General features: G+C 70.1%; 12 protein-coding genes. 6 read left to right on the top strand and 6 right to left on the bottom strand.

Annotation, left to right across the window (positions count from 1 at the left end; translation table 11 throughout):
• Positions 1 to 29: 29 nt before the first annotated feature.
• Together D7W81_RS19910 and D7W81_RS19905 are read right to left on the bottom strand one after the other, a co-directional pair.
• Positions 30 to 530 carry a DUF1579 domain-containing protein gene (locus D7W81_RS19910; RefSeq protein WP_120556961.1) on the bottom strand — a complete coding sequence of 167 codons (501 nt, stop codon included), beginning with the start codon at positions 528 to 530 and terminating at the stop codon, positions 30 to 32.
• A gap of 155 nt (positions 531 to 685) precedes the next feature.
• A complete protein-coding gene (locus D7W81_RS19905) occupies positions 686 to 1252 on the bottom strand; it encodes a TMEM165/GDT1 family protein (protein WP_120556960.1) in 567 nt (188 codons plus the stop codon).
• Positions 1253 to 1619: 367 nt separating this feature from the next.
• Between D7W81_RS19905 and D7W81_RS19900 the strand changes: the two genes are divergently transcribed.
• Together D7W81_RS19900 and D7W81_RS19895 are read left to right on the top strand one after the other, a co-directional pair.
• Positions 1620 to 1874, top strand: a complete 255-nt coding sequence (locus tag D7W81_RS19900) for a ribbon-helix-helix domain-containing protein (protein ID WP_120556959.1) — start codon at positions 1620 to 1622, stop codon at positions 1872 to 1874.
• Positions 1875 to 2042: 168 nt separating this feature from the next.
• A complete protein-coding gene (locus D7W81_RS19895; RefSeq protein ID WP_120556958.1) occupies positions 2043 to 2516 on the top strand; it encodes a hypothetical protein in 474 nt (157 codons plus the stop codon).
• Between the two features lie 12 nt (positions 2517 to 2528).
• Here the strand turns inward: D7W81_RS19895 and D7W81_RS19890 are convergent, their stop codons facing one another.
• Together D7W81_RS19890 and D7W81_RS19885 are read right to left on the bottom strand one after the other, a co-directional pair.
• Positions 2529 to 3602, bottom strand: coding sequence for a lysylphosphatidylglycerol synthase transmembrane domain-containing protein (locus tag D7W81_RS19890; RefSeq protein ID WP_120556963.1), 1074 nt, complete (start codon positions 3600 to 3602; stop codon positions 2529 to 2531).
• A 147-nt stretch (positions 3603 to 3749) separates the two neighbouring features.
• On the bottom strand, positions 3750 to 3953 hold the full coding sequence (locus tag D7W81_RS19885; protein WP_120556957.1) for a DNA gyrase inhibitor YacG: 204 nt from the start codon (positions 3951 to 3953) through the stop codon (positions 3750 to 3752).
• Between the two features lie 52 nt (positions 3954 to 4005).
• Here D7W81_RS19885 and D7W81_RS19880 point away from each other — a divergent pair, with 52 nt between their 5' ends.
• On the top strand, positions 4006 to 5007 hold the full coding sequence (locus tag D7W81_RS19880) for a magnesium transporter (protein WP_120556956.1): 1002 nt from the start codon (positions 4006 to 4008) through the stop codon (positions 5005 to 5007).
• 34 nt (positions 5008 to 5041) lie between these two features.
• Complete coding sequence (locus D7W81_RS19875; protein WP_120556955.1) at positions 5042 to 6031, top strand: NAD(P)H-quinone oxidoreductase; 990 nt, start codon at positions 5042 to 5044, stop codon at positions 6029 to 6031.
• A 4-nt stretch (positions 6032 to 6035) separates the two neighbouring features.
• Here D7W81_RS19875 and D7W81_RS19870 read toward each other — a convergent pair whose 3' ends face one another.
• Positions 6036 to 6464, bottom strand: a complete 429-nt coding sequence (locus D7W81_RS19870; protein ID WP_120556954.1) for an MmcQ/YjbR family DNA-binding protein — start codon at positions 6462 to 6464, stop codon at positions 6036 to 6038.
• A 77-nt stretch (positions 6465 to 6541) separates the two neighbouring features.
• Here D7W81_RS19870 and D7W81_RS19865 point away from each other — a divergent pair, with 77 nt between their 5' ends.
• Positions 6542 to 7579, top strand: coding sequence for an agmatinase family protein (locus D7W81_RS19865; protein ID WP_120556953.1), 1038 nt, complete (start codon positions 6542 to 6544; stop codon positions 7577 to 7579).
• A 4-nt stretch (positions 7580 to 7583) separates the two neighbouring features.
• Here the strand turns inward: D7W81_RS19865 and D7W81_RS19860 are convergent, their stop codons facing one another.
• Entirely contained in the window at positions 7584 to 8591 is a 1008-nt protein-coding gene (locus D7W81_RS19860; RefSeq protein WP_120556952.1) for an ATP-binding response regulator, read from the bottom strand.
• Positions 8592 to 8849: 258 nt separating this feature from the next.
• On the opposite strand from D7W81_RS19860, the gene D7W81_RS19855 reads away from it, so the two are divergent.
• Positions 8850 to 10190, top strand: a complete 1341-nt coding sequence (locus D7W81_RS19855; RefSeq protein ID WP_120556951.1) for a trypsin-like peptidase domain-containing protein — start codon at positions 8850 to 8852, stop codon at positions 10188 to 10190.
• Positions 10191 to 10216 lie beyond the last annotated feature (26 nt).

Genomic DNA, 10216 nt, shown 5'->3' with positions numbered 1-10216 from the left:
GGCCCGCCCCAAACGCCCCCCAGCGCCTCTCAGCTCCGGCGCTTGTACTGGATTTCAATGGCCTTCTGCGGCGCCGCTCCGGGCTCGATGTTGAAGTGCGTGATGACCAGCGCATCCGGGCCCTTCACTTCAATGTCCACGCGCCAGCCCCAGCGGGGTGACTGCTCCCCCGTGAAGTAGCTGCCGGTGACGGAGATGCGGTCGCTCACCCCGGGCTCGCCCAGCAGGGGCATGATGTCCGTGCCGACGTGGAAGGTGTCCACCCACGACATGGTGAACTGCTGCTTGTCCAGGTGGTAGCCCAGCGTCGCGACGCCGGACAGCGGCTTGCCGCCCATCGCGGACGTGTACTCGTGCACCACGAAGCGGCCGTCGAGCACGCTCCGGAAGGTGCCCGAGATGGGCGATTCGTCCTCCAGCTTGTCGGGCTGGAACCACGTGCGCGCGACGCCCTCCCACGCGCCGACCAGGCGGGAGAGGAGGTGATGGGGACCTGCGGACTGGGATTGCTGGAGACGTTCCTGGCTCATGGTCGCGGCAGTCTCCCGGATGCTCCCCTGGCAGGTCTACATCCCTGATCATCGTGGGCGCGCCGGAAGCCCCCACGCCCCTGGCGGCCTTCTTGCGCTACCGCTTCGTCATCGACACGGCGAGCCTGAAGGCGAAGTAGCCGTTCCACGCTTCGTCAGCCGCGCCAGGCCGTCCAGAGCGACACGAAGCCGAAGAGGAAGAAGAGCGCGGCCGTGACCCAGCGCACGTACTTCATGTTCACCCGCCCGGACAGCCGGTCGCCCAGGAACACCGCGAGGCCGTCCGACAGCAGCATCCCCGCGGTGGTGCCCAGCGTCACCAGCACCGGGGCCTGGTAGCGCGCGGCCACCGCCATGGTGGCCAGCTGCGTCTTGTCCCCCATCTCCGCGATGAAGAAGAGCCCCACCGTGGTGAGGAAGGCGCCGAAGCGCGGGGGCTTGCCGCCGTCTTCATCCAGCGTGTCGGGCTTGAGCGTCCACAGGCCGAAGCCCAGGAACAGCACCGCCAGGATCAGCGCCATCACCCGCGCGGGGACGTGCACGGACACCCACGTGCCCACGGACGACGCCAGCGCGTGGTTGGCCACCGTGGCCACGAAGATGCCGCCCAGCACCACCCACGGCTTGCGGAAGCGCGACGCCAGCGAGAACGCCAACAGCTGCGTCTTGTCCCCCATCTCGCTGGCGGCGACGAGGACGAATGAACCGACAATGGCTTCCAACGACACGATGGCACCCCATCCCAGTTCCTGGCGCGGAAGCCGTCGTAGGGGAGCGCGTCAGGGAGGAGCGCGCACGACGGACCTCGGCCAGGGAGCATTGAATCCCTGTCCGAAGGTCTCGTTCGTCTCGCGCGCTTCACGAGATGGGGGCCCGGGCTGTCACCAGCCAGTGTGTCGAGCTCCCCTCCGCCCCTCACCACCGGGCGGGAACTACTCCCCTTACGTAGGTGCGCGAGTACCAGCGCACCGGCTTCCAAGTCAACCCGGCGCGGCGCGTGTTCCTTTTTTTGACGACACGAGAGGGCGGCCCCCTAATGCCCACGCCAGGTCGGTAGCGGCCTGTAGCAGCATTCCTGGAGGAAGCCCGATGCAGGATGGAAGCGCCAGCCCGCTGAGCCCCGACGCTCCGTCGTCCCCGTCCGCGGTGGAACCCGGTGAGGTCCGAAGCCCCGAGGCCGACATCGTCTCCACCCACGTCCTCGTCCCCGAGGAGCAGGTGCACAAGCTGCGCGAGCTGGCGCGGCGCACCCGCATCCACCAGAGCGAGTACCTGCGCGAGGCCGTGGAGGACCTGCTCTCCAAGTACGGCCGCATGCCCGCCAAGACGCAGGGCGAGTCGTGAGCCGCCCCCTGCTCCGCCGCCGCGCCCGGGCACTGCGCGAGCGTCTGTGGCGCTGGCTGGAGCAGGAGCTGTAGTCCTCCCGTCATCGTCTCCAGGGCCCACCTGGAGCCGCCCGGGAGGAACACGCTAGGGTCCGCCGCCTCCCCTTCTTTTCGGAGCCGCGCCCTGATGCGTCCCGCCCTGCTGTCCGCCCTCCTCGCGCTGGCCGCCACCGGCTGCGCCGCCCCCGGCTTCGAGAAGCTCTACCCCGGCATGACGGCCGCCCAGGTGGCGGACACCATGGGCAAGGGGCCGGCGCGGGCACAGGAGTTCGGGGACGGCTCGGCGGCCTGGTACTTCGACGAGGACCACTGCGTGCTGATGCGCGACCAGGTGCTCGTCGCCAAGTCCACCACCGAGACGCGCACCGCGGTGCGCACGCCCGTGGGCACGCTGGAGGATCAGGACAAGGCCTGGTGCGGCCCGCCGGGCACCGACGGCCGGCGCGAGCAGACCGTGAAGACGCCCTTCGGCACCTTCAAGGGCACCGTGGACCCCGCCGCCGTCTCCGAGCAGGTGAGGAACAGCGTGCGCCACCAGCAGGTCCCTCCCGCGTCCCCGCCGGCCTCCGACGGAGGACAGGCCACCCAGCCCGCCCCGTAGTGACGGACGGCCTCAGGCCGCCGACGAGCGGGTGACCCCGGTGTCGTCATCCTTCTTCATCTTCCCCGCCAGCTCACGGAAGGACATGTGGCTGATGGACAGCAGGATGAGGCCGAAGGTGATCTGCTGCACCGTCTGGCACATCCACAGCACGTTCGCGTAGGCGAGCCCGTGCGCGTTCACCATCGCGGCGGGCATGAACAACCCCAGGCCCACCTTGGTGGCGGCCTGGAAGGTGCCCATCATCCCGGGCGCGGCGGGGATCATCGACCCCACCACCAGCACGCACATCACGATGTAGGACTGGAACAGCGACAGGTTCATGGCCTCGCAGGCCATGCCCGGCGCCGCCCCCGAGCAGTCGAAGGCGCGCGCGAGCAGCGCCATGCCCAGGCCGTTCACGCCCCAGTAGGCGACCGTGTAGAGGAAGAAGAGGGCGACGTGCTTGCGGTCGGGGAGCTGACGCATGGCCCCCACGAAGGTGTCCACGATGTCCGCCACCTTGTCCGCGATGCCCGGGGAGAAGCGGCCCACGGTGGCGCGCACCAGCCGCACCGTGCGCTCCTGCTGCCACAGGCCCAGCAGCAGGAACATCAGGCCGCCGCCGAACACGGCGAACATCAGCCACGCGCCCAGCTTCACATACCGGACCTCGGGGGTCTCCGTCGGCACGAAGAAGAGCAGCACGCGGAACATCGCCGCGACGAAGAGGCCGTCCACGATGCGCTCCAGCACCACGGACGTCATGGCCGCGCTGCGGCGGATGGAGCTGCGCTGGGCGATGAGGAAGGGCCGCGCGAACTCACCCAGCCGGAACGGCAGCACCAGCAGCATCATGAAGCCGATGCCGGACGCCTCGTTCAGCTTGCGGAACGGGACGCGCTCCATGCCCGACAGCAACGACCCCCAGCGCAACGTGCGGAAGATGTGCACGAGGGTGAGGCACACGCAGTACGGCAAGATCCACGTGTAGTTGGCCGCCTTGAGGCTGGCGATCTGCGTGGACACGTCCGTGTCCCGGAAGGCCCACCACATGAAGGCAACGGTGACGAGCAGGCTGGCGATGAGGTTGACGGCGCGTTTCACGGCCAGCGGGTATACCGTCACTCCTCCCGCGACTCCAGAGGCACGCCTGTCCCCTGCCCCCAGGGGCGCACGGGCGCGGGCCCTCCGGCGGCACGCTCCCCTGCCCTGTCGTTCGAGTGAGCCGGGAATTCTCCAACGCCCGGCGGCTCAGGCGTCGTGCCGGCGCGGCTCACCGTCGGAGGGCAGCTCGTCCTCCTGCTGCTCGGCCTGACGGTCGGGCACGCGGTACTCCTCGCCCAGCCAGCGGCCCAGGTCCACGGCGCGGCAGCGGCGCGAGCAAAAGGGTTGAGAGGTGTTCTCCGGACGCGGAGGCACGGGCTTCTGACAGATGGGACACGGCGCGAGTGGCATGGCGGATGGAGTCCTAGATAAGCCTTGACGCTCCGGCGGGCCAGGACGTTTCGTGCGCCGCCTCGTGCAGCCCCCTCCGGAGACCGCTTTCACGCTGTTGCAGAGCGACCGGCTGTCCCGGGACTTCACCTCCGTGGGCGTGGAGGACACGGTCGCCCAGGCGCTGGAGAAGCTGCGCGCCCACCCCGGCACGGGAGAGATCTTCTACTGCTACGCGTGTGACCCGGCTGGCCGGCTGGTGGGCGTGGTACCCATCCGCAAGCTGATCCGCGCGGCCCCCGACGAGCGCATCGCGTCGCTGATGTTCACGCGGGTGGTGAAGCTGCCGGTGGACGCGTCCGACGCGGTGGTGGAGGACTTCTTCGTCACCTACCGCTTCCTGGCGTTCCCGGTGGTGGACGCGGAAGACCGCATCGTGGGCGTGGTGGAGATGAACCAGTTCGTGGACGCGTTCTCCGACACGCTCTTCGACGAGGTGGAGGGCCGCGTGCGCGACGAGGTCTACCGCTTCGTGGGCCTGCCCCAGGGCGAGGAGAAGGAGACGCGGCCGGGGCGCATGGCGCTCAAGCGCTTCCCGTGGCTGCTCGTGAACATCGCGGGCGGGTTCCTGGCGGCCACGACGACGCGGTTGTTCGAGCACACGGTGGCGGAGCTGGTGGTGGTGAGCGCCTTCATCCCCATGGTGCTGGTGCTGTCGGAGAGCCTGGGCGTGCAGACGACCGCGGTGTCGGTGTCGATGGTCTCGCACGGCGAGGTGGACAAGAAGGTGGTGGGGCGCGAGGTGCTGGCCGCGAGCCTGGCCGGCCTGATGGCGGCGACGGTGGTGGCGCTGCTGGGGCGCTTCTATTCGACGGGGTTCGGCTTTCCCCTGGCGCTGTTCGTGGCGGTGACGGTGTCCGCCACGCTGGCCTCGTGCCTGGGCGGCGTGCTGCCGTTCCTCTTCAAGCGGCTGAAGGTGGATCCGCACCTGGCGTCCGCGCCGCTGGTGCTGGCGGTGTCCGACAACATCACGCTGCTGGCGTACTTCGGACTGGTGACGCGGTTGTTGCTGTAACGGTGGTGCTTCTTCCAGCGCAGGGGGCAGGGACATGAAGGTCGTGCGCATCACGAAGCCGGGCGGTCCAGAGGTCCTCGCGTTCGACGAACGGCCGGAGCCGGTGCCAGGGCCCCACGACGTGCAGGTGCGGGTGCGGGCGAGCGCATTGAACCGGGCGGACCTGCTCCAGGTGCGCGGCGCCTATCCGCCGCCGCCGGACGCGCCCCAGGACGTGCCGGGCCTGGAGTACGCGGGCGAGGTGGTGGCGGTGGGCCCGCGCGCGCGGAAGTTCCAGCCAGGCGACCGGGTGATGGGGCTCGTCGGCGGGGGCGCGTGGAGCGAGGTGCTGACCACGCACGAGCGCGAGGTGCTGCGCATGCCCCAGGGCCTGGACTTCGCGGACGCGGCGGCGCTGCCGGAGGCGTACCTCACGGCGTACGACGCGCTGGTGCTCCAGGCGGACCTGCGGCCCGGAGAGACGGTGCTGGTGCACGCGGTGGCGAGCGGCGTGGGTTCCGCCGCGGCGCTCCTCTGCCGGGCCATGGGCGTGCGGGTGGTGGGCACGGGGCGGAGCGCACAGAAGCTGGCGCGGGCCTCTGAGTGGGGCGTGGGCCACACGGTGCTGTGTGAGAGCAACCCGCCGGTGTTCGCGGACGCGGTGCTCGCGGCGACCGGGGGCCGGGGCGCGGACGTGTGCCTGGACCTGGTGGGCGGCGCCTACCTGCCGGAGTCGGTGAAGGCCATGGCGCCCCGGGGGCGGCTGATGCAGGTGGGCTCCGTGGCGGGTGCCCGCGCGGAGCTGGACCTGGGGTTGGTGATGCGCAAGCGGCTCACGCTCACGGGGACGGTGCTCCGCAGCCGGCCCGCGGAGGAGAAGATGCTCCTCACGCAGGTGGCGGAGCGTCAGCTGTTGCCGCTGTTCGACTCCGGCGCGCTGAAGGCCGTGGTGGATGCCGTATTGCCCATGACGGAGCTCCGCTCCGGACTGGAGCGGATGGCGGGCAACGGCACCGTGGGCAAGATCGTGGTGCGCTGGGATTGAGCCGCTACACGGTCCGCTTGCGGGCGGGAGCCTTCTTCTTCTTCGCCGCCGGCTTGGGGGCCGTGGGCTCCTGCGCCTTCAGCACCTTGGCGGAGGCACACCGGCGCCATGCTTCCTTGAGCAGGGATTGCAGCAGGGGCCGTTTCACGGTGGTGAGCCGGACGATGACCATGGGCCAGTCCTGGTAGTGCGGCGTCACCTCGAAGACGTCTGGCTGTGATTGCAGCAGGGCCTCGCGGTGGTCGAAGTCCACCTTGATGACGATGGAGTCGTCGTCCAGCACCCGCGCGAAGAGCGTGTCGCTCACCCGGAACCCGGGCGTGCCGTAGGAGGGGCGCTCCTCCGTCGACGGCAGGGCCAGCGCCATTTCGCGCACGTCGTCCACCGTGAGCCGTCCCTTGCGCTTCGCCACCGTCTTCTTCCGGGTCGCCATCCGTTTCCTCCCTGCCCTGCCGCCAGGCACCACCGAAGCCATTGCGCCCGGGGAACGGAACCGTATCCTGCGCCGCCATGGCTACCCAATTCGACCCCGCCGCCGCGGCGCAGCCGGGCTCCGGCATCTTCGGCCTCCCCCACTCTCCCGACGAGGCCCACGTCGTCGTCATCCCCGTGCCCTTCGAGGCCACCACCAGCTACGGCGGCGGCACGTCCAACGGCCCCGCCGCCCTGCTGGAGGCCAGCAAGCAGGTGGACCTGTTCGACGTGGAGACCGGCCGGCCCTACGAGCGCGGCATCGCCATGCTGGAGGCTCCCGCCGAACTGCTCGAGTGGAACGAGCGCGCCAGGGAGCGCGCCCTGCTCGTCATCGAAGCGGGCGGCATCGAGTCCGGCGAGGCCGAATTGCTCGCCGCCGCGAAGGACGTGAACGGCTTCAGCGAGAAGCTCAATGAGCACGTCTACCGCACCACGAAGCACTGGCTGGAGCAGGGCAAGCGCGTGGCCGCCGTGGGCGGAGACCACGCCATCTCGTACGGCATCATCCAGGCCCACGCGGAGAAGTACCCCGGCATGGGCGTGCTGCACCTGGACGCGCACGCCGACCTGCGCGTCGCGTACGAGGGCTTCACCTGGTCGCACGCGTCCATCTTCTACAACGTGTGCGAGCGCATCCCGGGCGTGAAGACGCTGGTCCAGGTGGGCCTGCGCGACATGAGCGAGAACGAGCACCGCTACATCGAAGGCTCCGGCGGCCGCATCCACGCCTTCTACGACGCCGTCCTCCAGCAGAACCGCTTCGACGGCCTGCCCTGGAACCAGCAGGTGAAGCAGATCGTCGACCAGCTGCCGCAGCAGGTCTACCTGTCCTTCGACATCGACGGGCTGGACCCCGTGCTGTGCCCGAACACCGGCACCCCCGTCCCCGGCGGCCTGTCCTTCCCGGAGGCCACCGCGCTCGTCGCGGGCGTCGTGCGCTCGGGCCGCACCATCGTCGGCTTCGACCTCACCGAAGTGGCCCCCGACCCGGAAGGCAGCGAGTGGGACGCCAACGTGGGCGCCCGCCTGCTCTACAAGATGATTGGCTGGATGCTGAAGTCGCAGAAGGCCTGAGGCCTCATGCCACGCGCGGCAGCGACACGCTGAAGGTCGCGCCCTCACCGGGGCGCGACTCGGCGGAGAGCGCGCCGCCGTGCAGCTTCGCCAGCTCCGACGCCACGTAGAACCCCAGCGCCTCGCCTCGCGCGGGGCCCTCCGGGAAGGGCTGGAACAGCCGGGGCAGCTCCGCTTCGGGGATGCCCGGCCCCGGGTCGCTCACGCGCACCAGCACCTGCTCCGGGGACGCCTCCAGCTGCACGCGCACCCCGCCCTGCCGGGCCGCGTTCGACAAGAGCACGTCGAACACCTGCTCCAGGCGCTCCGGGTCGAAGCGCAGGCCCACCGCCTCCGGGGGCACCATCACCTCCACCGGCACGCCGGGCCCCGTCGTGCGGCACCTCGCGATGGACGCCTCCAGGTGCCGGCGCAGGTCGCCCTCCACCGGCCGCAACGTCACGCTGCCCGAGCTCAGACGGGCGGCATCCTGGAGGTAGCGCCCCATCCGCTCCAGGGACTGCAACTGCGCGCCCAGCGCCTCCACCGCGCCCTTGCCCGGCGGGGGCAGGTCGCGAAGCGTGCGCAGTTGGTCGCGCGCGGCCTCCAGCGGGCCCTGGAGCGACTGCGCCACCCAGCGGCCCAGCGCCTCCACGGGCGTCGCGGGCTCCGGGGGCACGGCGGGGGCCTTCTCCAGCACGTCGTGGATCAGCGTCTCGAAGTCGGTGATCTCAAAGGGCTTGTTGAGGAACGCGGCCGCGTCCGGCGAGCCCTGCTGGAGCACGGCGCTCAGGAGGATAATGGGCACCTCGCGCAGGCCGGGCTCCTGCTTCAGCCGGCTGCACAGCTCCATGCCGCTCATGCGCGGCATCATGTGGTCCGTCACCACCAGCCGCGGACGGTGGGCGCGGGCGAGCGCCAGCGCCTCCTCGCCATCCCGCGCGCGCACCACGTCGTGCCCCAGGTCCTCAATCACCTGGCTCAGGACTTCCAGCACCGCGGGTTCATCATCCGCGACCAGGACGAGACTCATGTGGAACCACTCCCTCGGCCCCCGCGGGCTTCAAGCAACACGCCGCGCCGGGACGCCCAGGACCCGCCCTGCTCCCCCAACGCCGCAATCGGGCCCGGGGCAGGACGTTCTGCCTGAAAGTGCGTGCGATCACGGCCGCACCATCTGGTCTATGAAGAGCCGGACGCCGCTTCCAGATACCCAGGGAATGGCTGCGGCCTTCCCGACATTCAGACTGTCTTCCGGGAGACAATTTCCGGCGGCGTAGGGAGGAAGGTCATGAGGGCAGCACACATCCGGTGGGGGCTCTTGCTGACGGGGCTCGTGCTGGCGCTTCCGGCGCACGCGGACCTGTCCCGGCGCCGCAGCGACGTGGTGGAGGTGGTGCAGAAGGTCTCTCCGGCGGTCGTCTACATCGGCACCGAGCAGGAGGTGGAGTCACGCTTCCGGGGCCGGGGCCGCTCGCCGCTGGAGGAGTTCTTCGGCCAGGGGGTGGATCAGCCTGAGACGCGCCAGCGCATCCAGGGCCTGGGCAGCGGCGCCATCATCGACCCGTCCGGCATCATCGTCACCAACGACCACGTCATCCGGGGCGCGTCCGCCATCCACGTGGTGCTCGCGGACGGGCGCACGTTCGACGCGGAGGTGGTGGGCAGCGACGCGAACAACGACCTGGCCGTCCTCAAGGTCAACGCGAAAGAGCCCCTGCCCACCGCGAAGCTGGGCACCAGCAGTGACCTGATGATTGGCGAGACGGTGGTGGCCATTGGCAGCCCGTTCGGCCTGAGCAAGACGGTGACCGCGGGCGTGGTGTCCGCCACGGGCCGCACCTTCCGCGCGGACGACCGCGTCTACAACGACTTCCTCCAGACGGACGCGGCCATCAACCCGGGCAACTCCGGCGGGCCGCTGCTCAACGTGGACGGGGAGATCATCGGCATCAACACCGCCATCTACGCCAACGGCCAGGGCATCGGCTTCGCCATCCCCGCGGACAAGGTGCGGCGCATCGTGGAGGAGCTCACGCGCTTCGGGAAGGTGCGCCCGGCGTGGGTGGGCATGGACACGGCGGACCTGCGCGCGCAGGTGGCCGCGCGGCTCGGGTGGGACCGCACGTACGGCGTCATCGTGACGAACGTGGATCCGGACAGCCCCGCCGCGCAGGCCGGTGTGCAGCGCGGTGACGTGGTCGCGGAACTGGGCGGCTCGCGCATCCAGGACGCGGAGGATTTCGACTCACGCGTGCGCGGTTATCCGGCCCGCTCGGTCTTCCCCTTGGTGCTCTTCCGAGCAGGCGCGAACCGCACGGTGCAGGTGACTCCGGTTGAATTTCCTGCTCGCCTGCTTGAAACCCTGGCGTGGGAGAAGCTGGGACTCCGAGTGAAGGAGAATAAAGGCAGCATGGCCATCTCCGCGGTGCGGCCGGGGTCGGCTGCCTCGGAGATTGGCCTGGAGCCGGGGGACGTGCTGTTGCGGATGAACAATCAGCCTGTCCCCACGGGTGATACTTTCCGTGAAGCCCTGCTGACGGCGCGACGGGGACGTAGCGTGCTGTTGCTCGTGCGACGCGGGCGTTACGGCTACCACCTGACGCTGCCTTTTGAAGGCCAGCGCCTCTAGGTACATCCCGGGGATTCCAGGATCGA

The organism is Corallococcus aberystwythensis (assembly GCF_003612165.1).
GTDB classification, from domain to species: Bacteria; Myxococcota; Myxococcia; order Myxococcales; family Myxococcaceae; genus Corallococcus; species Corallococcus aberystwythensis.
This window is presented reverse-complemented; position numbering and strand designations above follow the sequence as displayed.